The 25,519-nt window shown below is 36.3% G+C and carries 25 protein-coding genes; 20 read left to right on the top strand and 5 right to left on the bottom strand.

Annotated elements, in window-relative coordinates; translation table 11 throughout:
- Nucleotides 1-438: 438 nt before the first annotated feature.
- On the top strand, nt 439-825 hold the full coding sequence (locus B2W36_RS05950; RefSeq protein WP_075991498.1) for a nuclear transport factor 2 family protein: 387 nt from the start codon (nt 439-441) through the stop codon (nt 823-825).
- 131 nt (nt 826-956) lie between these two features.
- On the opposite strand, the gene B2W36_RS05945 is transcribed toward B2W36_RS05950, so the two are convergent.
- Nucleotides 957-1,517 (bottom strand): macro domain-containing protein, encoded by a 561-nt coding sequence (locus B2W36_RS05945; RefSeq protein WP_293886859.1) that lies wholly within the window; start codon nt 1,515-1,517, stop codon nt 957-959.
- 128 nt (nt 1,518-1,645) lie between these two features.
- On the opposite strand from B2W36_RS05945, the gene B2W36_RS05940 reads away from it, so the two are divergent.
- From B2W36_RS05940 to B2W36_RS05930, 3 genes are all read left to right on the top strand, one after another.
- Entirely contained in the window at nt 1,646-2,092 is a 447-nt protein-coding gene (locus tag B2W36_RS05940) for a nuclear transport factor 2 family protein (RefSeq protein WP_293886858.1), read from the top strand.
- A gap of 199 nt (nt 2,093-2,291) precedes the next feature.
- Nucleotides 2,292-3,044 (top strand): carboxypeptidase-like regulatory domain-containing protein, encoded by a 753-nt coding sequence (locus B2W36_RS05935; protein ID WP_293886856.1) that lies wholly within the window; start codon nt 2,292-2,294, stop codon nt 3,042-3,044.
- Nucleotides 3,045-3,075: 31 nt separating this feature from the next.
- Nucleotides 3,076-3,462, top strand: a complete 387-nt coding sequence (locus B2W36_RS05930; RefSeq protein ID WP_293886855.1) for a nuclear transport factor 2 family protein — start codon at nt 3,076-3,078, stop codon at nt 3,460-3,462.
- 19 nt (nt 3,463-3,481) lie between these two features.
- Here the strand turns inward: B2W36_RS05930 and B2W36_RS05925 are convergent, their stop codons facing one another.
- Nucleotides 3,482-4,003 carry a hypothetical protein gene (locus tag B2W36_RS05925; protein WP_293884753.1) on the bottom strand — a complete coding sequence of 174 codons (522 nt, stop codon included), beginning with the start codon at nt 4,001-4,003 and terminating at the stop codon, nt 3,482-3,484.
- Between the two features lie 257 nt (nt 4,004-4,260).
- Between B2W36_RS05925 and B2W36_RS05920 the strand changes: the two genes are divergently transcribed.
- Complete coding sequence (locus tag B2W36_RS05920) at nt 4,261-4,707, top strand: hypothetical protein (protein WP_293886853.1); 447 nt, start codon at nt 4,261-4,263, stop codon at nt 4,705-4,707.
- 575 nt (nt 4,708-5,282) lie between these two features.
- On the opposite strand, the gene B2W36_RS05915 is transcribed toward B2W36_RS05920, so the two are convergent.
- On the bottom strand, nt 5,283-5,564 hold the full coding sequence (locus B2W36_RS05915) for a metallophosphoesterase family protein (RefSeq protein ID WP_293886851.1): 282 nt from the start codon (nt 5,562-5,564) through the stop codon (nt 5,283-5,285).
- A 277-nt stretch (nt 5,565-5,841) separates the two neighbouring features.
- Here B2W36_RS05915 and B2W36_RS05910 point away from each other — a divergent pair, with 277 nt between their 5' ends.
- From B2W36_RS05910 to B2W36_RS05900, 3 genes are all read left to right on the top strand, one after another.
- Complete coding sequence (locus tag B2W36_RS05910; RefSeq protein ID WP_293886849.1) at nt 5,842-6,504, top strand: uracil-DNA glycosylase family protein; 663 nt, start codon at nt 5,842-5,844, stop codon at nt 6,502-6,504.
- A gap of 156 nt (nt 6,505-6,660) precedes the next feature.
- Nucleotides 6,661-7,878: a PD-(D/E)XK nuclease family protein gene (locus B2W36_RS05905; protein ID WP_293886847.1), complete on the top strand. Its 1,218-nt coding sequence runs from the start codon at nt 6,661-6,663 to the stop codon at nt 7,876-7,878.
- A 130-nt stretch (nt 7,879-8,008) separates the two neighbouring features.
- Complete coding sequence (locus tag B2W36_RS05900) at nt 8,009-8,278, top strand: DUF3024 domain-containing protein (RefSeq protein WP_293886845.1); 270 nt, start codon at nt 8,009-8,011, stop codon at nt 8,276-8,278.
- A 438-nt stretch (nt 8,279-8,716) separates the two neighbouring features.
- On the opposite strand, the gene B2W36_RS05895 is transcribed toward B2W36_RS05900, so the two are convergent.
- Complete coding sequence (locus B2W36_RS05895; protein ID WP_293886844.1) at nt 8,717-9,724, bottom strand: helix-turn-helix transcriptional regulator; 1,008 nt, start codon at nt 9,722-9,724, stop codon at nt 8,717-8,719.
- A gap of 115 nt (nt 9,725-9,839) precedes the next feature.
- On the opposite strand from B2W36_RS05895, the gene B2W36_RS05890 reads away from it, so the two are divergent.
- From B2W36_RS05890 to B2W36_RS05835, 12 genes are all read left to right on the top strand, one after another.
- Entirely contained in the window at nt 9,840-10,013 is a 174-nt protein-coding gene (locus B2W36_RS05890; protein ID WP_293886843.1) for a hypothetical protein, read from the top strand.
- A 2-nt stretch (nt 10,014-10,015) separates the two neighbouring features.
- Complete coding sequence (locus B2W36_RS05885; RefSeq protein WP_293886842.1) at nt 10,016-10,222, top strand: hypothetical protein; 207 nt, start codon at nt 10,016-10,018, stop codon at nt 10,220-10,222.
- 133 nt (nt 10,223-10,355) lie between these two features.
- Nucleotides 10,356-10,946, top strand: a complete 591-nt coding sequence (locus B2W36_RS05880) for a Panacea domain-containing protein (protein ID WP_293886841.1) — start codon at nt 10,356-10,358, stop codon at nt 10,944-10,946.
- A gap of 7 nt (nt 10,947-10,953) precedes the next feature.
- Entirely contained in the window at nt 10,954-11,394 is a 441-nt protein-coding gene (locus B2W36_RS05875; RefSeq protein ID WP_293886840.1) for a hypothetical protein, read from the top strand.
- 232 nt (nt 11,395-11,626) lie between these two features.
- Nucleotides 11,627-12,073 carry a nuclear transport factor 2 family protein gene (locus B2W36_RS05870; RefSeq protein ID WP_293886839.1) on the top strand — a complete coding sequence of 149 codons (447 nt, stop codon included), beginning with the start codon at nt 11,627-11,629 and terminating at the stop codon, nt 12,071-12,073.
- A gap of 124 nt (nt 12,074-12,197) precedes the next feature.
- A complete protein-coding gene (locus tag B2W36_RS05865) occupies nt 12,198-12,527 on the top strand; it encodes a nucleotide pyrophosphohydrolase (protein ID WP_293886838.1) in 330 nt (109 codons plus the stop codon).
- A complete protein-coding gene (locus B2W36_RS05860; RefSeq protein WP_293886836.1) occupies nt 12,527-14,218 on the top strand; it encodes a DUF2075 domain-containing protein in 1,692 nt (563 codons plus the stop codon). Before B2W36_RS05865 ends, B2W36_RS05860 begins: the two co-directional genes overlap by 1 nt.
- Before the next feature lie 24 nt (nt 14,219-14,242).
- Nucleotides 14,243-14,704, top strand: a complete 462-nt coding sequence (locus B2W36_RS05855) for a S24 family peptidase (protein WP_293886834.1) — start codon at nt 14,243-14,245, stop codon at nt 14,702-14,704.
- 107 nt (nt 14,705-14,811) lie between these two features.
- Nucleotides 14,812-16,461 (top strand): RNA-binding domain-containing protein, encoded by a 1,650-nt coding sequence (locus B2W36_RS05850; RefSeq protein ID WP_293886832.1) that lies wholly within the window; start codon nt 14,812-14,814, stop codon nt 16,459-16,461.
- Nucleotides 16,462-16,959: 498 nt separating this feature from the next.
- A complete protein-coding gene (locus B2W36_RS05845; protein ID WP_293886830.1) occupies nt 16,960-17,463 on the top strand; it encodes a hypothetical protein in 504 nt (167 codons plus the stop codon).
- A gap of 193 nt (nt 17,464-17,656) precedes the next feature.
- On the top strand, nt 17,657-20,899 hold the full coding sequence (locus B2W36_RS05840; RefSeq protein WP_293886828.1) for a DEAD/DEAH box helicase: 3,243 nt from the start codon (nt 17,657-17,659) through the stop codon (nt 20,897-20,899).
- Nucleotides 20,900-20,968: 69 nt separating this feature from the next.
- Nucleotides 20,969-21,463 carry a hypothetical protein gene (locus tag B2W36_RS05835; protein WP_209576306.1) on the top strand — a complete coding sequence of 165 codons (495 nt, stop codon included), beginning with the start codon at nt 20,969-20,971 and terminating at the stop codon, nt 21,461-21,463.
- A gap of 642 nt (nt 21,464-22,105) precedes the next feature.
- On the opposite strand, the gene B2W36_RS05830 is transcribed toward B2W36_RS05835, so the two are convergent.
- Nucleotides 22,106-25,339, bottom strand: coding sequence for a RagB/SusD family nutrient uptake outer membrane protein (locus B2W36_RS05830; protein WP_293886826.1), 3,234 nt, complete (start codon nt 25,337-25,339; stop codon nt 22,106-22,108).
- Nucleotides 25,340-25,519: the final 180 nt, after the last annotated feature.

Below are 25,519 nucleotides of genomic sequence, written 5' to 3'. Positions count from 1 at the left end.
ATGTACTTGGTAGGATGGATACGTCTGTCGGTAATTCCTCTATCGCAAACCCACGTATTTCCGTACTGCTACAGGCATTAATTTCCCGTTCAGAGACTGGACAAGTTCTGCTGGGTGTCTGTACATTATCTATTGATGACTCGAACGTGGCACGAATCTGATACGAAGCATACTCACCTCCCCATTCCCGCCATTCACCGAGTTTTACCGAGCGTTAGTCTAAAGCCAGTAGGCTAGGGGCCTATTGTGTTGTAGTTTTGAATCAACAAATAAGAACAGAACTAACACAATAAAATAAAGACATTATGAACCATCATGAGTGCTTAAAAATGGCACTCATGATAGCTTTATCACCAATCAAAAAACAAATCATTTCGATAAAAAACTCTAGTAAAAACATTCGCAGCAGCAGCTTTAATCGCCGTATCAACTTTCGCTATGGCAGCTGAGGGACCTGGAGCAAAAGCAACAAAAGCAAACGTTAACCTTTCCACTGCGGACTTCGCTTTAGAGCACTATGTTGCAGTAACTACAGAGGGCGAATCAGCAGGAGTAGAGCAGTTATTCGCCGAAGATTTTAATCAAAAGATCCAAGCTACCAATGCGCAGTCTAACAGCCGTAGCGAAGTGGTTAAATCCTTGAAAAAACAAAAAGGTGAAAAGCTAAATTGTACAGTAAGCACGGATATCATTGAGGAATCGGCAGACTATATGGTCGCTAAAGTAACGTTGAAATTTGAAAACTTCACCAAAACAGATTTAGTTACCTTGGAGCGTGTGGGTAATGACTGGAAAGTATCTAAATCGATCAATTCATATAAGTAGTATCCAATAACTGGTGGTTTGTCAATTATAAAAAGGCAGACCACTAGTGAATCATATGTTTATTTAAGGCCACGTCGTGAGATGTGGCTTTTTTAGTTTTGTCCACTTGCTACTAATTGTCAATTGTTTTTTTAAATATTTCTATAATTTTCTACAACGATAAGATCAATATCATCATAATCTTTGGCAACCCTGTTAATAGTAGCTTTTACATCGTCCCAAACTAAACCACCTAACCCGGCCCCAATTTTTGGCAGGGCTATTTTTTCGATGCCATTTTGGCGGGCATATACAAGCATTTTGAGAAGAGAATCTTCAATTGCTTTAAGTTCTGCTTTGGTTTTCCATGTCTTTTGAGTGCCAAGATTGAAAACAGTGCCTTCACCATAGTCGTAAGAAAAAACATCCCCAAGAGAGAAATCACCATCTTTACAACGCTTTTTATATTCCAAATACATTTGATTATATTTTTCTTTGAATTGTAAAGCGATTCCTTTCCCCATTGCTCCAGCGCAATTACAACCATGAGCATAATTTTTTACATCAGGTAAATTGAATATATTTCCAGAATCTAGATATGTGACCATTTTCTTTTTTTTAATGCGTAATAAAGTCCAATCATTCAGCTTGGAAGTCGAATTGTTGGGAGGATGAAGATGAACAAAATTATCCTGAAATGCAACTTGCTTCACCTCCCTATTCCCTCCATTCACCGAGTTTTCCTGATCGTTGGTCTAAAGCCCGTAGGCTAGGGGCCTATTGTGTTGTAGTTTTGAGTCAACAAATAAGAAAAGAACTAACACGATAAAATAAAGACATTATGAAAGCATTAGTAAAAACATTCACCGCAGCAGCTTTAATCGCCGTATCAACTTTCGCTATGGCAGCTGAAGGACCTGGAGCAAAAGCAACAAAAGCAAACGTTAACCTTTCCACAGCAGACTTCGCTTTAGCGCACTATGTGGCGGTAACGACTGAAGGAGAATCAGCAGGAGTAGAGCAGTTATTCGCCGAAGATTTCAATCAAAAGATCCAAGCTACCAATGCACAGTCTAATAGCCGTAGTGAAGTGGTTAAATCCTTGAAAAAGCAAAAAGGCGAGAAGTTAAACTGTACAGTAAGTACCGATATCATCGAGGAATCGGCAGACTATATGGTCGCTAAAGTGACTTTGAAATTTGAAAACTTCACCAAGACTGATCTGGTTACCTTGGAACGTGTGGGCAATGACTGGAAAGTATCCAAATCAATCAATTCGTATAAATAGAATTTTACAACTGGTGGTTTGCCAATCTTAAAAAGACAAACCACTAGTGAATCATATGTTTATTTAAGGCCACGTCGTGAGATGTGGCTTTTTATTTGGATAGCCACAGGTTATTATCTAAGCGTCGCGAGTTAAAAAGAGTTAACAACATTGCTAAATGTTTGTTTTTATAATATTTTTAATGTAAAACTAATTGAAAGTGAGTGGACTACAGTTGTTATTGCTTTTGCTCTTTATCACAAACATATCTTCTGCACAAGATCTGAAAGGCACGATTAAAGATAAGCATTCGGGTGATTTTCTTATAGGTGTTTCGATCAAAGTAGCTTCGCGCAGCATCTATTCGGATGGCTATGGCAAATTTATAGTGTCAGGCATTAAGCTTGGAGATACAATCACCTTTTCTTCAATCGGATATCGTGCGGTTAACTATATAGTAAATAATAGCAATCTTGATCATTTGGTCATATATATGGAGCAGGCAACAATCTTGTTGGATGAAGTCAAGATCAATCCCTTAAGAAATTATAGGGCTGATTCCTTAAAGTTTCGGGAAGAATTTGCCAAGACCTTCAATTATAGTAAACCCAAATTTAAAGACATTTTCATCACCAAAAACTATTCTTCAAATGTCCCGCGACATCCTAATCAAGCAAATAATAGTACCGCCTCGCTGATAAGTGTTGATGTGCTTTCTGTTATTTCTCTATTGGGAAAAAAACGTAATCCTCAATCCAAGCTCCAACAGAAATTAATAAAGGAAGAAGAAGAGCGGTATCTTGATAATACCTTTTCAAAACGTATGGTTCAAAATTTGACGGGCCTTACAGGGGACTCTCTACAAACTTTCATGCAATTGTACCGTCCGAATATTGATACAGCGAAATACATGTCCGACTATGATATTATCCTGTACATCAAAAAGAGTTTTCAAGAATATATCAAACCTTAAGTAGTTTTGTTTTGTGAACTGTTCTTTCGCTATGGCAGCTGAAGGACCTGGAGCAAAAGCAACAAAAGCAAACGTTAACCTTTCCACAGCAGACTTGGCTTTGGATGATTATGTGGCGATAACCACTGAAGGAGAATCTGCAGGAGTGGAGCAGTTATTTGCAGAAGATTTCAATCAAAAGATCCAAGCTTCCAATACGCAATCTAACAGCCGTAGCGAAGTGGTTAAATCCTTGAAAAAACAAAAAGGCGAAAAGCTAAACTGTACAGTAAGCACCGATATCATCGAGGAATCGGCAGACTATATGGTCGCTAAAGTGACTTTGAAATTTGAAAACTTCACCAAAACAGATTTAGTTACTTTGGAACGAGAAGGCAATAATTGGAAAGTATTTAAATCAATTAATTCGTATAAGTAGTATCCAATATATCATTTTATTACCTTTCAATTTTAGTCAACTTTATGCTGTCACTTTTATTTCTAAACTTATACAAATATCCTTTTTTGATAATGAATTCAGTTGAGTCTGTTGTTAAATAGTATTCATCCGCTTTTCTAATAAATTTCCCCTCTAAAAAGTAAGCTGATGAACCAGGGCTATTGCTTTCACTCATACTAAAGGTGTTTTCGAGCTTCCAATGTGTAATTGTATAAGTTTCGTCTTTCAGTTTAAAGTTCCAACTTTCAAGTCGATTATTTTGGTATCTATCAATTCCTTTGTCAAACAAGTAGAACATTATTATTCCAGAAATAATAGAATTGACTATGAAAAGAGCAACAAATTCCCTTTTCATAAAGTATAAAATCAAAGCAATAATTAAATTCAAGATGACGACAAGTGGTACAAGTATTAAAATTCCAATTGAAACGCTCGGATCAGGATTCATTTGTTTAACCCATAACCAAATGATTGCAAAATCGATTATTGTCAATAGAATAATCCTGATCCAAATTTTCATTTTAGCAATTTAGTTTTTGTGGTGTTCTGTTAGACTTCAATTAATATCTTTACTCGAACTGTTTATTCTGGTAATTTCCTTTTTAAATATAGCTTAATTGAATCGTTAATTCGAATGATAACTTTCACCTCCCTATTCCCGTCATTCACCGAGTTTTCCCGATCGTTGGTCTAAAGCCGATAGGCTAGGAGCCTATTGTGTTGTAGTTTTGAGTCAACAAATAAGAACAACAGAACTAACACAATAAAAAAGACATTATGAGAACGCTAGTAAAAACATTCGCAGCAGCAGCCCTAATCGCAGTATCAACTTTCGCAATGGCAGCTGAAGGACCAGGCGCAAAAGCAATAAAAACAAACGTTAACCTTTCTACCGCAGACTTTGCTTTAGGGCACTATGTTGCCGTAACTACTGAAGGAGAATCAACAGGAGTAGAGCAGTTATTTGCAGAAGATTTTAATCAAAAGATCCAAGCTTCCAATTCACAGTCTAACAGCCGTAGCGAAGTGGTTAAATCCTTGAAAAAGCAAAAAGGCGAAAAGCTGAACTGTACAGTAATCACTGATATTATCGAGGAATCAGCAGATTATATGGTTGCTAAAGTAGTCTTGAAATTTGAAAACTTCACCAAGACTGATCTGGTTACTTTGGAGCGTATGGGCAATGACTGGAAAGTATCCAAATCAATCAATTCGTATAAATAGGAGCCATCTTAAATAAATATATATGTTGTGAAGCCACGTCATAAGATGTGGCTTTTTTATGATCTATTTAATAGCGAGTTGTCTCGGGCATAATGTAGTGAGTCGAGCTCAATCAGAAAAATTAAGTAGAAGCAATAGATAAATATATTAGAAAGATTAGGTAGTTTAAGGAGAAGGAATAGGAGAAGAACATAAAGGAATGTACAGTTATAATGCTCGTACAATAGGTTTTGGGCTGTTTTAGAGGGGAAAGAGTAAATGTTTTAGGGAAAGGACTAGGGAAAGGACTAGGGAAAGGATTAGGGAAAGATTAGGAGAGGAAGAAGTAGAAAAATTAGTAGAAAGATAGTGGGGTCGCCTTGTTTATAGATCTTCATTGCGCTAGAGTAGATCGTGTAGTTTAATCACGCCTTTCCTCTCAACAGCTCGTACAACGAAGTATTGATAAACTGAATAGCCTTCACCATTATCTTACCGTACCTCGCATGATTATGAGCAAAAACATGGTACTTCGGTGATCGCTCCAGCCCAAACTCACGGATTTCCGTACTGCCATAACCATTGTCCAAGATACCCTATGGCGGATAGTGTGATACCATGATATCAACTTGTACATCCGAATCCACAGGATGAAAATAGGAAAAACCACTGATGCCCATGATTTGGATGCCATTGACCCTAACCGAAGAATCGTTTAGCCAATGGATTCCTTCGGGTACCAATTTTTTGCTTCGTTGCGGTGCCAATTCAAAGGGAAGGTCATGATTTCCATGGACAAATACCTTGTGTGGTATGGGGAGCTCCGCATACCACACAAAGAAATCCAATAGTTGCTGCATATCACCGGCATCGCACATATCGCCAAAATGGTTTTATTTCTAAAAATGAATGTATATTTTTTTTATCTGCAGAAATATTTATTACTTTACATAAGTCATAATATTTTCATGAGCCTATTTTCAATTTCTATACTACTACTTTTGGCGGCGAATTTGACCGTCATGGAGAAAGGGATGACAGTGAAAGTAACCTGTTGTGGTTCCGAATTATATGCCAACGATTTTACCCGTATTAAGACTAAGCAGGTAGCGCAGAATCATTGCTGTAAATAAAACATTTAAATCTTATTTCATTATGAATGACCAATACGATATTGAACTAGATAATATTAGCGATTCTATTGCTTGGTACCCATATATCGGAAAGCATTATGCGAACGCAGATTTTAAAATCCTAATTGTTGGTGAAAGCCATTATAAAGATCCCAATGATCTTAGAGAAATATGGAAAGAGAAATCCTTCACGAGAGTTATCGTTGGAGAATTAGGGGTGGAAATGCAAAATTATAATGACATCAAATTCTTTCAGCAAATAAATAAGTTATTTAACTGGAAACGCCAAGAGTTTGGCGTTTGGAATAAAGCCGCGTTTTACAACTTTATCCAAAAACCTTTGAATACAAAACATGATAGACCTAGTAAAGCAGATTTTTTAACAGGGTGGAAGAGCTTTGAAAAAGTTATTGAAGTTTTAAGACCAAATCTATGTATTTTCATGGGTTCATCGCCTGCTAACACTTTTAATAAGACATATGCTAATGGAGAGAAAGTGAATAGAATGATTACGCGGCATGATTTTATAAATAGAACTTATCTCAAAACCTCAAGTTTAATAAACGGAGATTTCTACACAGATTTGATTTTCATTAAACATCCTTCGAAATATATTAGTCTGGGCAAGTGGCGCGAGAAATTGGTCGAGTTTCATCCTGAAATCGAAGCTTATTTGATTGATTAATTGATTGATAGTACTGCCAGAACTCGTTTAGAATTGAAATTGATATCAAATCTTCGTAAAACTCCAGAGCAGAAATTTAAAATTAAGCATTTGGGAGTGATTTGCATTTCGATTAGATAATGCTAATTATAAGCCCCATCCTATATATTATCATTTATGGAAACAAAAAAAGACTTCATTAACCAAATAAACGAAACAATCGCTAAGCATGGTTTGAACAATTACAATCAGTTCAACATATTTAGGACGATGTTCAAAATGACGGAGGAAAAACATCTTCATTCACGCTTTATCGCTTTTTTGCTAAATCCTCAGGGAACTCATGGGCGAGGTACAAAATTTTTAGAACTCTTTTTGGAGGAATTGGAAATGCCGAATTTCCGTTTGGATGGAGTTACTGTAGTACCGGACGAGGTTGGAAAAAGTGAATTGGATAATATTGATATTTTGATCCAAAATAAGCATGACGATGCTATCATTATTGAAAATAAAATATTTGCTGGGGATAGCAATAAATTAGAATTGGATTCTGAGAAAATGGGGGATGCTGATCCCAACAGGTTTCAACTCCCAAGGTATTATAATAAGGCGACAGCGAAGGGTTTAAAAGTTGTTTATATTTTATACTTGACTATTGATGGCAGACCTCCCTCTTCTTATGATGATTTTCTACCTTGTGTCAAAGATCTTCTTATAAGAAAAGAACATCTGAAACATATACAGCAATGGTTAACACGATGTATTAGCGAGTTAGTAGATGATAGCGACCTAAAAAGGGCTATTGTACAATATAAACAGGCTTCTTTAGAGTTTTTGAATGATATTCAATTGGCCAAGGATTTAAAAACAATTACTGCCGCTAATCTGGATGAAGGATATAATTTTTGGGTAAATAAGGAAATTGAAGGTGTCAATCATGCTGAATTGGTGTTAGCGCAATTTATCCACGTCAAGTGGCATACCGTCCACGATTTTTTTTCAAACTTAAGAGAACGTATCGGAAGTACATTTGGTGTTGAAGTGTTTGAAATAGAAAATAAACAGATTACTGCCCTCACACATAGAAATATTAAAACTAGAATTAGCTTATCATTTCGAAAAAATGATGTTCTGTATTATGTAAGTAATGACAGGGTCGGTTTCAGCATCGGAATGGTCAAAGAAAGCAAATCTAAAGAAGATTACACATTGATGTTAGATAACCGGTATGCCAATTTTGACTTTAGTGATAAGGAGGTTTTTGATCTTATCAATCCTTCGTCTAGCAATGATTTAATCGATAAAATTGTATTGGAGTGTCAGGCGTTTGTTTACAAAAGAAAACTAAAAATAGGCGCAAATAAAGATTTTAATTCACAAAAATGTGTTAGATGATTGGTATGAGATGACGAATAAGCCGATAATTTTAAATTTGTAATGATGATGGATTAAAGAGAACCTATTTCAACTGATTGAAATTCATTTAAAAAGCTTCGTAGATTCTAGAAGACCCAAAGATATACAGGTGCGCAAACAATTGGATTTTGTTTATTTGTGGGATGGGCAAACGGCTTTATTTTTTGAAATTATACCACAATGGAATGACCCAACGAATATTTTAGAATTACCGTTTGCAAAGCTTCGCTTTGTAAAAGCATCTAAAATTTGGAAACTCTATTGGATGCGAGGATCGGGAAAATGGGAGGCTTATGAACCCAAACCCGAGTGTACTAATCTGCAATTATTGTTGGATGAAATCGATCTCGATGGATATGGATGTTTTTTAGGATGGTAAACTCTGTGAAAAATATTGTCTCATATCTTTTTTATGGCACCACTGTAGTATAGTTTTCCATCTTTTGCATCATCCCATAAGATAGTAACACTATGTTTAATGTTAGCGTTGAATTTAGTAACAATGAATTTGCACTATAANNTTATAGTGCAAATTCATTGTTATTGTATGGTGAATAAGATTAGCGGGTGAAACGGCATGTCTGATATAGCCACAATTAGGTAAGTTGTTTAAAAGTATAAAGTTTTTGTTAATGAGTGTGTTAATATGTGTTTGGCTGGGGCGAGTTAAAAGAAGTTTCCAGTTGTTCGGAATTTCCGAACATCCACTCCCGCGGTTCAATTCTAGTTAAAATGGGACTCGTGATGTAGAATCTAAAACTAGTAATTCGAGTCTGAATTTTCTAATTTTAAATGCTCCAGTTTTTTAGAGAGGTCACTAGTAATACAACTCACGCATCCCCTTTACCCGTTTTATAATTACTTCCCTAAAACTCTCGGGAGATATAACCTTTGCTCGTTCTCCGAATGACAGAACTAAGGTTTCCAGTTCAAAGTTTGGGATTATTTCCAATTGTATTATTAAGCCGGTTTCATCGTGCGATATTGTTTTTTGTGAACCGTGCAACGGCTTAGAAATAACGTATGGGGCAGCATTCTCGTTAAACCATATTTGAACTGTCTCTGTGCGCGAGGACGAGATTGTGACACCGATGATATCCTCAAAAAATTCTTTGAAATCCCAGGAGTCATTTTCGATATATTGCTGGTCACAGTCTTCAATGGAGATTATCCTATCTAAAGGCAGGTTCGTCAGTGACGCATATTCTTTGTTACGACCAAACAGAAACCAACGATTGTTATATTCTCTGAGATGATATGGAGAGATCTCGTAATAACTCTCTTTTGTTGCTTTAAATGATTTGTAGCTTATCTTGAGGCATGTTTTTGAAAGTATTGCATGAAATAGCTTACCGAGGTGTTCTATACCCTTGAGATAACGGTTGTGGTCATGGCTCATGATCAGCTGTTCTGAACGTTCTAAGAAAAACAGCTCTTCTAGCTTCGCACCCATCTCCTGTACCCATCCCATTTGCGGTAAGCCCTCCATCCTGGATAATACATCCATTGCACTCTTTAGCTGCTGCATTTCTGCGGTATTCAAACCTTGATTATAGAGCTTAAAGTCTTTCTCTGAATATCTGTAGTAAGAATGACCATTCTGTTTATAGGTTTCAATGGGAGCATTGCCACCTTCTGGGCTTCGCATATGCTTTAAGTCATCTCTCAGCGTTCGGGTACTGATGCCTTTATGTTCGGGGTTTATCTCCATAAGCTCTTTATCCAAACATACTTTCAGATCTTCAAAACTGTAACGTCTTTGTGGGTTTGAAAGACAACTGTCCAATATTCTGTAGCGTATAGAAGCATGTTTGTTCGTAGCCATAATGGTTAATAATAGTTTTTATAAAGATAAAAAATACTGTGCAGATAGAGTGCACAAGGCTACCATAATTTTGAGACAGATAGTTAATAGTGACTGTCGTTAATTTCAATTTATTATGGCAACAAATCCGCCAAAGGGAGATGGTCATCGCATTGGAGCAGTGCGAGATCGCAGTCAGGTGTATAATCCAAAGACTGAACAATGGATAAAGCGAGATGCGGATACCGGAAAATTTATGGATGGTAAGAAAGACGGAACACCATTTAAAGGCGTCAGAAAGGAAAGGTAAGCATGGCTAAATATTACGTAAACAATCGTGCGCAGGCCAATGGGTATCATGAAGTTCATCAGGAGGGCTGTGTCTGGCTAAAATTGGCTGCGAGTACAACATATTTGGGAGAATATTCTAATTGTGTATCTGTTGTTGCAGTGACTAAGATTTATTTCCGCCAGACCAATGGATGCAAGTATTGTAATCCCTCGTGTCATACTTCATAGATTAATCTGTAATCTCAATTTTCATGAAAACGAACTGACTGCCCCTTCGACGAGGAGGGGCTTTATTCCTTCATTGTTTTATCATAAAAAATTACGTATTTTGTACTTGCAAACATTAACTTACAACAGCACAATGAGCCAGCCGCATATATATACAAAAGATGATATTGCCAAAATCGGTAATACATTGGTGTATTTTGCAGAGCGCATCAGCGATTTATCTAAGACTAAGTTACTTAAACTAGTCTACCTGCTTGAAGAGACGACCATTCGTAAATGTTCACGTCCATTTCTAAATCTTGATTTTGAAATTTGGAAACTCGGCCCAGTGGTAAAGGATCTTTTTTTTGATTTTAGTTCAACCGAACAATATATCTTTAAGGATTATGTTTCTGCACATCTCGAAGAGGAGGGAAGAGTATATATATCACCTGTAACTCATTTTGATGATGATGAATTCTCGGATATCGAATTATCAATATTGGATGATGTGGTGAAACAGTTTGGACATTTATCGGCAAAAGAACTGGTTGAACTTACACACAGTGCCCACTCACCTTGGACTATAACAGCCAAACAGCAGGGTGTACTGGACGATCTTTTGAATAATCGGGTTTATACAACCGATCTTAAGATTGACTTTAACTCGTTGTTGGATGAGGATGGTAGGGATGCTTATGCACAGCATTTGGAGTATCTGCAGGCTTCGAGATCCCTAAAGTAGTGCGCTTATGTTTACCCCTGGAAATATTCTCTATTTTACACCTTTCTATTTTAAGAATGGTGCTCCCAGCAAAAACAAATACTTTATTGTACTCAAAGATGTGAATGGTCAATTAGTCTTGGCATCATTACCATCGAGTCGAATCAAGTTGCCCCATCGTATTCCAGAAGATCATGGCTGTATAGAAGTGCCGGAAGGATGCATCAACTGCTATCTCTTTGTTCGTAACCGAATTATTGGACAGAATGGCTTCGCCTTTCCTGCTCTCACGGCTATCTACGGACAGGAGATAGATATCTATGAAAAGCAGGTGATCGAAGACCAATATCCACTGGAAAATGTTCATTATACGATAATTGACCGTCTTCTACCTGATGAATTGGAAACAGTATTGGCATGTCTCAGAAATTCGAGCTCAGTAACTCGTAAATACAAAAAGATTTTATAGTACGCAGTAGACTTGTGCAGCAGGTTTGTGTAATCCCTATAGCTCTCCTCCGTGTTTTTTATTTACACATTTGGTGAGACAATCCTAACAGTTGTCCATTTGCCTCCCTATTCCCTCCATTCACCGAGTTTTCCCGATCGTTAGTCTAAAGCCGATAGGCTAGGAGCCTATTGTGTTGTAGTTTTGAGTCAACAAATAAGAACAACAAAACTAACACTATAAAAAAGACATTATGAAAACGCTAGTAAAAACATTCGCAGCAGCAGCTCTAATCGCAGTATCAACTTTCGCTATGGCAGCTGAAGGACCTGGAGCAAAAGCAACAAAAACCAACGTTAACCTTTCCACAGCAGACTTGGCACTGGATCACTATGTAGCGGTAACGACAGAGGGAGAATCATCAGGCGTAGAGCAATTGTTCGCAGAAGATTTTAATCAAAAGATCCAAGCTACCAATGCGCAGTCTAACAGCCGTAGTTATGTAGTTAAACTATTGAAAAAACAAAAAGGCGAAAAGCTAAACTGTACAGTAAGCACCGATATCATCGAGGAATCGGCAGACTACATGGTCGCTAAAGTGACGTTGAAATTTGAAAACTTTACTAAAACAGATCTGGTTACTTTGGAGCGTATGGGCAATGACTGGAAAGTATCCAAATCAATCAATTCGTATAAATAGGAGCGATTTCAAATAAATATATATGTTGTAGAGCCACATCGAGAGATGTGGCTTTTTGCTTTCATTCCTAAACAATATTTCGGATATTTGGGCAAAGGCCAGTTTTTAGGTAAAAGATTTTATCATGTCGGATATTCAGCAGTTAATAACACAGATCAGAGCATTCAGAGATGCAAGAGATTGGGAGCAGTTTCACAATTCCAAAGATCTTGCGTTGGCATTGAGCATTGAAGCTTCGGAGCTTCTGGAGCTTTTCCTGTGGAAGGGAAATGAAGATGCCAATCCCGATAAGCTGAAGAATGAGTTAGCCGATGTGCTGATGTATGCCTTATTGCTTGCAGATAAGCATGGACTTGATATCAAGAAGATCGTTGAGGACAAGATGAAACTCAACAACGAAAAATATCCCGTAGAAAAAGCCAAAGGATCCGCAAAAAAATATAACGAACTCTAATGCCCAAGCAGTTTCAGATCATTCCCTATCCGTTCGATTCCCAATTGGAGTTTACCCTAGCTCATCAGCAGCGCGATTACCTTTCCTGGCCAATCGTCTATTTTCTGCAGAATACACAAGAGGCCTACGTTGGCGAGACGACCGATATGGTCACCCGTATGAAAGCTCATCTCAAAACAGAAAATAAGCAACAGCTCAAATCTGTATCCTTGATATTAAGCGATCTCTTCAACAAGTCTGCCACATTGGATTTAGAATCCAACCTGATCCGCTACATTGCGGCAGATGGCCAGTTCAACCTATTAAATGGCAACTTAGGCCTATCTGATCACAAATTTTATCAGCAGAAGGAAATTTACTGGGAGCTGTTTCGTGATATCTGGTCCGAGTTGCGGTCGCTTGGCATCGCCCGGCATTCCTTGGAATATATCGATAATTCAGACCTGTTCAAATATTCGCCCTACAAGACTCTTTCGCGTGAACAAACCAACGGGCTGAAGATGATCCTCAACTGCCTGTTGGATGATCAAGCCAAAGTCAGTCTGATCCATGGCGGGGCAGGTACCGGAAAGTCTATCTTAGCCATCTTTTTATTTAAATTGCTCAAGACCGATTTAAAAGATTTTAACAGAGCCGATTTTGACGAGTCCGACGAGGAGCTGTTTCAGCTTGTGGAGGCCGTTCGCTATAAATATGGACAGCTCGAAATAGGGTTGGTCATACCCATGCAATCCTTTCGTAAAACGATTTCCAAGGTATTTAAAAATATCAAAGGTTTATCTCCCATGATGGTTATTGGTCCTGCTGAGGTGGCCAAGAGAAAATACGATCTCCTGATTGTGGACGAAGGGCACCGGCTGCGGCAATGGAAAAATCTAGCAGCCTATTATGGTACTTTCCGCAAGGTATCCCAGCAATTGGGATTTGATGAACTGACTTGTTCTGAACTGGATTGGATCGAACAGCAAGCCGACCGTTCCATTATATTCTACGACGAGTTTCAGTCTATTAAGCCGTCGGATGTCGACGCACAGCGATTTATCGATCTCCAGCTCAAAAGTAGTACCCGTATTGAGCGCTTGCGTTCACAATTTCGCGTCAGGGGCGGGGCACCCTATATGGATCTTATCCATGGGATCTTTAAAGATGGAGCAGCGATGCCAGCCAAGCTTTTTGAAAGTGTCCATTATGATTTTAAGCTTTTTGACGATCTTGATGAAATGGTCGCTACGATCAAGAGTAAAAATGAGCAAGAAGGATTGTGCCGTATGGTGGCGGGATTTGCATGGGAATGGATTTCCAAAAATGACCGCACGCTCAACGATATTGTTATTGGAGAGAGTCAGCTGCAATGGAATAGTACGGATGTAGATTGGGTCAATTCGCCTAATGCAATCAATGAGGTCGGCTGTATCCATACCACCCAAGGTTATGATCTTAACTATACCGGGTTGATCATCGGCCCAGAGTTGGATTATGACTTTACGACCAAGAGCTTCGTTATCTATAAAGATAGATACAAAGATAAAAATGGGAAGAACTCCATTAGCGATCCTAAAGTTCTTAAAAATTATATCCTCAATATCTACCGTACAATCCTATTTCGAGGGATCCGGGGAACCTATGTCTACGTCTGTAATGATAATCTTAGAGCATACCTTTCGCAGTTTATCAAACAACAGCAGAAATAAGGTGCAGAACAAGAGGATGGGGTGTTGATCAGTGCTGTTCCTTGCGCCCATAGTGTACCTTTTTATGATTTAGCGGTTGCAGCAGGTAATTTTTCCGAATTGCAGCAAAGTGACACTTTGCAGTATATTGACGTTGAAGAACGCTATCAGGATCCTCAACGTTATTTTGACTGTAAAGTGGTCGGGGAATCCATGAACAAGATTATTCCCAATGGTTCGATCTGTTTATTTGAGCGCTATCAGGGAGGTTCCAGAAATGGTCTGATCTGTTTGGTTGAATCCAGTAGTTTTGAAGATCGCGATTTTGGGGCCAATTATACCATAAAAGAATATTCCAGTAAAAAGACCATTACGGAAGAGGGCTGGCAACATCAGGAAATTATTCTCCTACCCAAGTCTACAGACGATTCTTATAGTCCCATTATATTGAAAGATGAGGAGACGGTAGATCTCCAGGTGATCGGCGTATTTAGACAGGTGCTATAGCAAAGTTGCTTCATTAATCAATAACAATTGGAAGTATTTCCTTAAATTTGTATGATTAATCGATGGAAAGATATCGGTACATGCCAATTGTAAATTAATTCACATTAATGAATATCCACGTACTTGAAACACTCTTAAGTTTATCCTCGGAGAATGAGGTCGTTGAATTTAAGGAAGCCAAAAATAACTATGACTTCACCAAACTGGGAAAATACTTCTCTGCAATCAGCAATGAAGCTAACCTCTGTGGCAAACCCTATGGATGGTTAGTTTTTGGTGTTGAGGATAAGAAACATACTGTTGTTGGTACCAATTATCGATCAAACCGTACTGATCTCGATAAGCTTAAGGGAGAAATAGCTAGCAAAACCACCAATCGGATTACCTTTATCGAGATCCATGAGGTTATTAAAGGAGGAGGACGTGTGCTCATGTTTCAGATACCAGCTGCGCCACGTGGTATTCCTGTAAGTTTTGATGGGCATTATTATGCTCGCGATGGCGAAGAATTGGTTCCTCTTAATCTTGAAAAGATTGAGCGAATCAGAGCACAGGCGACTCAGCATGACTGGAGCGCCGCGGTAGTTCCAGATGCTACGATAGAAGATCTCGATGAAGAAGCGATAGCTTTAGCAAGAAGAAACTATAAGAGTAAGTTTCCGGACAAGGCGGAGGAAATGGACAAATGGGATGATATCACCTTTCTCAACAAAGCTAAAGTAACCGTCAAGGGGAAAGTCACTCGGACTGCTATTATCCTGCTGGGTAAAGACGAGTCTGAGCATTTCTTAAGTCCGGCAGATGTCAAGATACGTTGGAAGTTAGTGGATACGGAAAATAACGATATTGATTACGATATATTTGGCCTTCCACTCATTCTTTCGGTAGAGAAAGTATTTGCCAAGATACGAAACATTAAATATCGCTATATGCAAGAGGGGACGATCTTCCCTGCCGAGGTTTCTAAGTATGAGCCTTTTTCCATTCGCGAGGCTATAAACAATTGTATAGCCCATCAAGATTACACAAAAGGAGCCCGCATAAATGTTGTGGAAATGGAGGATCAGTTGGTTTTTACCAACTATGGAACTTTTATCCCGGGTAGCGTAGAGAAGGTTGTCATTGAAGATGCACCAGAGGAATTCTATCGGAATAAGTTTTTAGCGACGGCTATGTTCAATCTTAAGATGGTCGACACTGCAGGAGGGGGGATCAAAAAGATCTTTAACTTTCAACGAGAACGCTACTTTCCTCTGCCTGACTATGATCTGTCGGATGACAAGGTTAAGGTCACTATCTCAGGTAAAGTGTTGAATTTGGATTATGCCCGTTTATTGGCACATCATAAAGATCTCTCCCTGGAAGATATTATGGCACTGGATAAGGTGCAGAAGAAAAAAACTTTAAGTAATCACGAGGAGAGTGAGTTAAGGCGTAAAAAACTGATTGAGGGTCGAAAACCCAATTATTTTATTGGGTTACATGTTGCTCAAAAAGCGGGTGACAAAGCTGGCTATACGAAAAATAAGGCTTTTGATAATCAGTATTATCTTGATCTCATTTTAAAAGCGTTATCTCAGCATACTACTATGTCACGTGCGGAGATAGATGAGTTGTTATGGAATAAGTTGCCGGATTGGATGACGGATGAGCAGAAAAAAAAGAAAGTTGAAAATCTAATACTGGAGCTTAGAAAGCTTAATAAAATTATCAACAAAGGAACTCGTAAAAACTCCTCTTGGGAATTATTAAGTTGATTCTAGGATAAAGATTAGGGAATGGTTTAGGGAAAGATTAGGGAATGGTTTAGGGAAAGATTAGGGAAAGATTAGGGAAAGAAATTTGGAGAAAGATAAGTAGAAGAGATAATAGAAAGATAAGTAGAAGAATTAGTAGAAGATTAGGGAAAAATTTAGGGATAGATTAGGGAAAGAAATTGAAGAAAGATAAGTAGAAGAACAAGTAGAGGGATTAGGAGAAGAACTAGAAGAAAGATTAGGGAATGGATTAGGGAAAGAAAGAATTGGAATATGCGGTTGAATGAAACAGAGAATATATTAGTACGAGTAAATGAAATATGCTCTGTTTAATATGTGATAATTTAAATATTGGGATGATTAATGTGTCAAATTAATCATCCCATTTATTTTGTACGTAAGGTACTACGGTAAACCGTAAAAATTAATAGTATAAATCTCCTTGTTTTGCTTCTGTCCTTTTTAACAAGGAAAATTATTAAAATACGCTGATGTCATATGAAAAGTCTCTTATCTATATTATTGATTACGGTCATAGCAGCTTGTGGAAATACTGAGTCCGAACAAACAAAGGAAATTTCAATAGCTGTTCCTGAACAATCCATACAAGTTAAACCTGTTAGAAATTTAGTATACGACAGTTTGGATTTAGAATATGGTAAAAAAGGCTTTAATGACTTTACAGATGCCATCGGGGAATTTAAAATGATTGATGCTATAGCGGCGTATTTGGCAAATCCGAATAACGGAGTGTTCAATAGAAAAATCTTAGAAAGGGAGACTGAAATTAGAAATCAAATATATAAACAGTGGTTGGCTAAGCACAATTTACAGCAGCAATTATTTGAAAAAGATTCGTACAACGACGCAATCGAATGGGGCAACCTAGCTCATAAAAACTCCCATGTAAGATATACAAGATTTAGAGAAATTATAAGAAAAAAGCATTTCTCATCTTCAATGAGTATAAAAAGAGCTATTCAGTTGGTAGAAAGTAATTGATAATATAGTATGCCTACAACCTATTTATATTTATAATTCATTTTTTCGGTAAACCGTAATATTTAATCGTCAATATATTTTATTTTTATTTAATAAGCTGCTGAATAGTAGCTTTATGAGAAGTGTAATTATTGTTTAAAAATCCTTGGGGAAGATTTAAACAAATTAGCCATTAATTTTATATAAAGTCATCATGATAAATACAAAACTTCCGGAGGTCTTAAATATAGTATATAATGAGGCCGGCAATAAGATAATTCAGTATTGCGCTGATGAATCCGTTTTGCATAATTGTATAATTGATAGCAAAACTCCTTTTACAATAAAAAGCGGTGAAAATCTCTATGTAATTACAGCAGATAAACAGTTTGAGTCGGATGATTTTTCGTATGTTTTATTATCTTCAAGAATACCGACAAACAAAGACTTTGAAAATGAAAATTTAAACTTGATTAGTTGGCTTAAACATCCCTTAATTAAAAAAACTAGTCCAGAAGAAGTTGTCACATCGTGGAATGGAAATTTTCAATTTCTTGAAGAAGATGTTGAGAGAGGGATAGATGGGCTTCGAAGTCCTCAATTAGGAGCGCTGCATTCTATTCTCGCACACAGATACAATCAAGATGATATTGGAATTGTAGTAATGCCAACTGGGACAGGAAAGACTGAAACTATGATTTGCTCAATGGTAGCAACGTCATGTAATAAATTGTTGATTACTGTTCCATCTGACTCACTACGCACGCAGATATTTGAAAAATTTCTTACGTATGGACTATTAAAAAGCTTTGGCGTCGTAAGCGAGGAAGCATTATATCCCTATGTAGGTATTTTGACATCAGGAATCAATACAGATGAGGGGCTTATAGAGTTTATTTCAAAATCTAATATTGTTATTACTACTATGGCGATTGCTTCGAGAGCCACAGATAGTCAGAAAAAAATAATGTCGGAAATGTTCTCCCAATTATATGTAGACGAGGCACACCACTCGGAAGCAAATACTTGGCAAGAATTTATTTCTCACTTTGAGAAACAAAAAGTGTTTTTATTTACAGCCACTCCTTATCGAAATGATGGAAAGCGCTTAAAGGGAAAGTTTATTTTCAATTTTTCATTGAGAAAAGCACAAGAACAAAACTATTATAAGGAAATTCAATTCTTTCCAATACGAGAGTACGACCGCTTTAAAGCAGATAAAATGATTGCTGAAAAAGCTGTATCTATCTTAAGAGCTGATTTACAAAACGGTTATTCTCACATTATTCTTGCTCGATGCATGTCCCAAAATAGGGCTGAGGAAGTTTTTCAACATTATTCGGTACATCAGGATCTTAATCCAGTGGTGGTCTATAACAATAAATCCGGTCTTAAGGAAACTATAAAAGCAATTAAAGCTAGAAAGCATTCAATTATTATCTGCGTAGATATGCTTGGAGAGGGCTTTGACCTTCCTGAATTAAAGATAGGAGCGATACATGATGAGCGGCAAAGTCTTCCCATCACATTACAATTTATTGGTCGATTTACGAGAATTAGTTATAAACAATTAGGAAAAGCAAGTTTTATAACAAATATGGCATATCCGCCAATTAAGGAAGAGCTTGAACAATTGTATGCAAAAGATGCAGATTGGAACTTATTATTACCAATGTTAAGCGAGGGAGCTGAGCAACAACAGATTGATTTTAAAAATTTTTTAGATGGATTTAGACATCTTGAAGATTCAAAGATACCTTTTCAAAGTATTAATCCGGCTTTGAGCACAGTGATTTATAAAAATGATGGGAAGGATTGGAAACCTAATAATTGGAGAGAAGGTATAAGTAATTTAAGTACTTATGAACACCAGTACGCAGATTATAATCCAGAAAAAAATACTCTTGTCATTACATTAGGGAAAATAACAAGAGTTGACTGGGGTGAATTTGATACTGTCCAAAACTTGGCTTGGGATATTATTATAGTGTTTTGGGATATTCGTCCAAAAGTCAATCGCGTTTTTATTAATACATCTATCAAAAATTTTGCTTCAGAAAGACTGGTAAGCGAGATTTTTGAAGGTAATCAGTCTAAAATTACAGGAATGAATGTATTCCGTATATTTCATGAAGTACATCGATTGTCTCTTTTCAATGTAGGAGCAAGAAAAGGGATTGGTAAGGATATTAACTTTCAATCTTTCTATGGTAAAGGAGTACAAGATGGTTTGCATATGTTAGAGCAAGGTACTTTAATCAAGAATAATATTTTTGGAGTAGGGTATAAAGATGGAGATAAAGTGTCATTGGGGTGTTCTGTTAAAGGAAAAATATGGTCTTATCTAAGAGGTAATATACAACAATTTACAGAGTGGTGCCGATCTATTGGTGATATTGTAAATGATGCGTCAATTAATCCAAATACTGTTTTAGAACATACCCTTCAAATAGAAATGATATCTTCTAAGCCAAAGGTTAAAGCAGTTTCAGTAGATTGGAATCCAGATATGTATAAGTTTTCTGAAGATAGGTACGAGGTGTATTTAAACGGTATGAAATCTCAGCTTTGGGAATTAGATATTGATATTGTAGATCACCCAGGCGAGAATCTACGGTTTGGTATTTCAAGTGAATTGAATAAGGTTGAATTTGATCTAAAGCTGTATAGCAAAAAAGTTGACGGAGTAGAAACACCATTCTTTGACATAATTAAAGTTAACAATACTTCCGCAGAGATAGTTATTGGTGCTAAAAGCATGCAGATAGAAGAATACTTCAAGGATGTTACACCTATTTTTTGGTTTGCTGATGGTAGTCAATTAATGCAGAATCAATATGTAAAAGTGAGAAAACATGCTGATCATATCCCTATGGATCAGATCATCAGTCAAAACTGGCCTGGTGTCGATATTTCTGTTGAATCTCAAGGAATACATCCATATTTGAAAAATTCGATTCAGTTTAATTTTATTGAACAGATTAAAGAACAATATGGATTGATATATGATGATGATGGGAAAGGAGAAATTGCAGATATTATTGGTATTAATGATAGTTCAGATCATATAGATATACACTTGTTTCACCTAAAATACGCAATGAATGGCCAAGTAGGGAATAATATTGAAAACTTTTACCAAGTTTGTGGACAGGCCCAAAAGTCTCTCAATTGGAAATATCGTGATGGAAAAGAATTCTTTGAACATTTGTTTAAACGAAAAGTGAAGAAAAAACTAGGTAGCGAATGTTCAAGACTTATTAAAGGTACCGAAGATGATTTAGAGTATTTGTTAAACGCAGCGAAATGGACTAAGGAACTGAAATTCCATATAAATATTGTTCAGCCCGGATTACAAAAAGACAATGCTTCGGCTGACATTCTTCAAATTTTGGGTACTACAGCTCATTATTTATATACTGTTGGTAATGTTGGGTTGCAGGTGTATACGAGTTAATTTAAAGTATATGTCATAAGGTTTTAACTAATAAAAAATCATGGTTTTGTTTAGGTCAAACTTTGTTTTATGAAAAAGTATTACTTGCTTTCAATTTTTTTTATTTCAATTTTATATGTGAATGGTCAAAATATCACATTAACAGAATTAGCTTCAATACGAAGGCTTAATTTGGATGAAGTGGATGATTATATGGTAAAAAAAGGATGGGAATTCACCGACGCGAGTGAAGCAACTGAAAATGCTGTCGCCACTGTAAATTATGCGTACAAAAGATCAAATTACACTGGTGATGCTGTTGGATTCTTATCTTATATGTTTACTGATCCCAATGATGGGAGCGCGTGGATCTGGGTTCAAATCAATGAAAAAAATAAAATTTCGTTACTTAAGAAAGAAATAAAGTCTCTTGGTTTGAAAATGATAAGTTCTTATATTTCTGGAAGCGCTTTTATCCAAGAGTATAAGGGGGCATCTACTACTTTTATATTCAGAAATGACAAATCAGAGAGCAATCCGAATACTAATTCTAGTTTTCTTATTACAGTAAAGCCAAATTATTGATATTAATTGGATAGACTTATACACCACCAATACGATTGAAGGATTCCATCGTCAGGTCCGTAAGGTCTCTAAAACCAAATGGACTTAAGGGCTTCGCTGTTTTGAACCGTCCAAAGCGGAACCCATGCAAGGTCTTTACAAAGGTAAAAGTTTATCCGCGAAATGTATGCTGTGGGGTAATGTAAAGCGAACTGTGTCATGATTCTTTTATAACTTCTTCTTTGAAAAAAGATACAATTAAATGGTATTCAGATTGCAATTGCAATGAGAATAATACGCGTCGAATGACAGACGAGCTAACGCGTTCCATACTTTTAAAATGTTATTTTCAATTATAATAATTTTAGGAGTTTTATTGATGTTTTTAGTATTCTATATAAAAGTTAATTGATATGAGTAAAAACCCAAAGCCAAGTTTACGACCGCCGCCACCGGTGCGAAGAGAAAAATCTGAGGAATATTCAGTAAGGCCAAAGACAGATAAAAAATGATATTTAAATTTTCAGATTATCAATTACGGAGTTCTGTTATCACAAATATAACGATCTCCGTAATTTTCAGCTTCACCGTTGTATTGATTCAAATATTATTGACCACTCGGCCATTGTTCAGACTGTCAAAAGTAGAGCTTCGGGCAATCGATTAATATCCCATATTTTGTGTCATATTAGGATTTACTGAAAGTTCCTGCTGGGGTATAGGCAAAAGAAGCTTGAAACTCTCAATATTCAATTTCTCCGTTGCAATCCCGTTCCTTTTTAATGCGAAGAAATAGGAACCCTCGCAACTTAAGTTTTCTAGCCATTCACTGATCAGAAGAGTAGTAAAATTATCGCTTGTATTGTTAATCGGCGTCTTATTATTTCTTTTTCTAATACTATTTATATGCATCATTGCATCTGTATGATTTCCTAGATAAAAACTTGCTTCAGCGGCCATCAGAACGATTTCCGTGTTTCGTACTACATGCACATATTTTCCTTTTTTGCATAATCTGGAAAAACTATCATTTTTGATTTTGGAGTATTTCTTGAGATTATAACCAATTATTGACTCTTTATCGGTCTCAAAAACCTCATCGATTGTCGCTAACATGAAGGTTGGCAATTTCATGATTAAACTCGCATAGTGGCTTACTGCAAAATAATCTTTCTTTTCTAAGTAGTATTTTGCTATCATAGATGCCATTTGAATAAAATTTGCAGTATTTTCCTCAGTATTATTTAGCAAATTTTTCAGTCGATCTATATTTGTATCTCTAATCTGTTCGGCAGATATTCGGGATGGCGCATAATTGGTAAGAGGTTCCTCTGATGACTTTAAAAATGGTACATTACCCCATAATCCGATCATCACATAATAGATATACGAGCGAATCAATTCGAGGTTAGAATGTTCATTTGGATCTATCTTGTTTTGGACTATATCTATATTTCTGAGAAGTTTGTACGATAACTGCCATAACAAAGCTATATTTCCGGAATTGGAATGAACATTATTCTGTTTAATGTAAAGCAAATTTTGATCAATACTGGAATCGTTCTCTAAACTATGACTATAAAGTGCTTCAAATAAAAAATAGTGTTGTACGTATTGTAAAAACTCATTGTATATGTTTTCTTTAACCGCATTCCGATCAAAAAAAGTAAAATTCGAAACTGCTGGATTTTCCGGTATTATTGAATGTTGTAAAAGCGTTTCGGCGACGATTGTTTTAAGCGGTTGGTCAAAATTTTCGGAAATATATACAATCTCAGCAATTCCTTTTAACGTGGGGAAATCATTATTCAGAATCCGACGAACAGTTGCGTGTAGTTTACTATACGAACTTTCGCCTGCCACAAAGAAAAAAAGGATGTATTTAGCTTTATAAGACGTAACCTTTGTGAAATTTTCAAAATTACGAAAAGCATTTGTGATGTCTAAAGTGTTAGGTAGACCTTTTTTTCTATATTTTATGTCGACTACAATTGTGGAATCACTCGTTTCTGCGGTAAAATCAAAGTTATCTCGATTATCTCTATGCAAAGAGTAATTTAACAGAGTTTTTTCGCTAATATAAAATACATAGTCTTCTAAAATTTCAGCTCTGAGTCGTCTAAGGTTAAAAATAGATTGATTAGCCAATTCAATAGCCTCATTACCTACTTTTTCTCCGTGTACAATTAGGTTACGAGTTTCAATTATTCCTTGCGCCAAATCAATACGCTTTTGATCGATGATTCCCTGGGATTTAAAACTTCTAAGAACCTCAATTAAAGGTACCTTTAATTGTTTTTCACTTATGCTAATTTCGCCATATATATGTCTGCATAGCTGTTCAATCTCTGCAAATTCCGTGATGAAGTTTCCACTATCAATGAGTTGCGGAAAAGTTTCCTCCGTAGACTCTCTGTATTCGATCGGGTCTTCATTCAGTGCTTTCCAATAATAATAGCTTTCTTTTTCCTCATTATCACTATGCTTGAGTTCCAATAATTCTTTTTCGAATAACTCATCTGTTAGATACTCCCCGAGGTCATCGAGTTGGGCAATATAGTATTTTGGAACTTTTTCCTTGTAGGAATCGATATCCTTAATCTCGCTTAAAAGAAAATTTGCGGATCTATATTCTATCATCTTATGTACCCAAATGTAGATTTGCGCAATAAAAAAATCAAGCTGTGCAGGAGTTTTAGATATTTTTGGAAGTGATCGATCTGTTATATTGGTTAAGCTATTAAGTAATTTTTTGTTAGTGCTATTTTCAATACTTTTAACTTCATCAAGAATTAAGTATGCTTCGTTATTTTGCCATTGGAGTTTTGATCTGATTATGTTCACCAATATACGGGGGATTCTTCTGGACTGTAATATTAACGAATCTAGAAAATCCAAAACAAGATCATTTTTTCTGTCATTTTCATTCACTAGGAGATTTAGGCAATAACTTTTTAACGTAGCATGGCTGAGAAAGGGGATGTGGATGGTTTTAGAAAAAATACTCGAAATCACCTCATTCTCTTTTGTTGCTGCTTCCTCATAATGATAGTTGAGTTGTTGTCCGGCAATGATAAAAAAATTTGCCTTTCCAGATAGTAGCAAAGGTTTAAGGTCGTCGATGATTCGCATAACATCAGCTATATTATCGTGTTTGTCAAGCTCATCAAAGGCAATTAGAACTTTCACATTTTCGTTATGTAATCTTTTTAAGATTTCTAATAGATGATGCTCGGCAATCTCATTATCATATAGACTTTTTTTAGAAGATTCGGTAGCTTTTGTGTCGGTTGATGTCCTCTTAATTGCTATACTCCATGTTGTAATCACGCTCCAAATAAGTCCACCGAAAGCAAGCATAGTGCTCAATACTTTTGAGGGGATGAGATCTAATGTGACGTTAATAATAGTCGCTATTGTTACTAAAATTGGTGTAAAAAGCTTTTTTAGACTTAAAGTTAAAGACTGTTCAATTTTAGTTTCCTCCTTAGTTGTACTAAATAGACTATTGGCAATATCGTTAAAAGTTCGATCATACAATAAACTGAAGTCTTTTGCAAGTGACTCATCTATAGTCTTTTTTTGGGGATATTCTTCGAAAGAAAGATATAACTGTCGCGTCAAACGTTTTACAAGATGAGGGTAGCCTTCATATTTCGCAACATTTATAGAAGCTAGTAGATGGTCTGCTTTAAGCTTTTCGGCTATTCTAGCTACAAAAGAGGTCTTACCGACGCCTCTATATCCGGAAACCAAAAAAACAGAAGGATGCGCATTTTTGAGTTCTTGTACAATTTGCTGTAAAAATTCTTCATCTTCAAAAATGAATGCTGATTTTGTTGATTCAGAATAAGATGAATCGATTAGATTTTTCGTGTTAATTTTTATTTCCAGCATTATCTATGCAATAAATTGATAAGTAGCTTTGTCTTCGTAATTTGCTAATTGTTGTTATTAATAACTGTTTGGATGTTATTTTATAAAATAAATAATTGACTAGCTAATAATACCCTCTTTATAAAGATATTTAAAACATTTAATATTACAATATCGAAATTTATTAAAAAAGAATTTTTG

The organism is Sphingobacterium sp. UBA3549 (genome assembly GCF_002376635.1).
Classification (GTDB): Bacteria; Bacteroidota; Bacteroidia; order Sphingobacteriales; family Sphingobacteriaceae; genus Sphingobacterium.
This window is presented reverse-complemented; position numbering and strand designations above follow the sequence as displayed.